This window comes from Alteromonas sp. 5E99-2 (assembly GCF_017368475.1).
GTDB lineage: Bacteria > Pseudomonadota > Gammaproteobacteria > Enterobacterales > Alteromonadaceae > Alteromonas_F.
The window spans coordinates 1-471 of the sequence record NZ_JAFNJE010000082.1; the positions used below are offsets into that span (position 1 = coordinate 1).

At 44.4% G+C, this 471-nt stretch carries 1 protein-coding gene; it reads left to right on the forward strand.

All coding sequences use genetic code 11. From position 1 onward, the window contains the following. Nucleotides 1–471, forward strand: a 471-nt coding sequence (locus J3L16_RS16550) for a condensation domain-containing protein (protein ID WP_242698887.1), incomplete at both ends; no start/stop codon positions are given.

The window sequence follows — 471 nt, forward strand, 5'->3', positions numbered from 1 at the left end:
CCAAACAGGGTTGTGGTTAACATGGCAGCTTAATCCAGAAAGCGCGGCGTATAACATGTCGGGTGTGTTAGCGATTTCGGGTGATTTAAATAAGAGGGCATTAACACGCAGTGTTGAAGCATTGATAGCACGTCATGATGTACTCAATACCTTATTTGTGCTTGATGGTGATGTGGTTAAACAGCACGTACAAACACATTGTGAGATTGATTTAGCCTGTTTTTCGTTAGCCACTGTAGTTGAAGCGGAGGCGAAAGCGACAGCGTTATCACAACAGGCATTTGCGCTTGATAGTGAAAGGCCGATCCGCGTTAGTATCATTGATTTACCTGAGCAGCAATACCATGTGGTGGTGAGTATTCATCATATTGTGGCTGATGGCTGGTCACTGAACATTTTTATTGAAGAGCTGATTGCGCTGTATGTGGGGTTTGTTGAAGGTGAAGCACCAAGCTTAGCTGAATTGCCGAT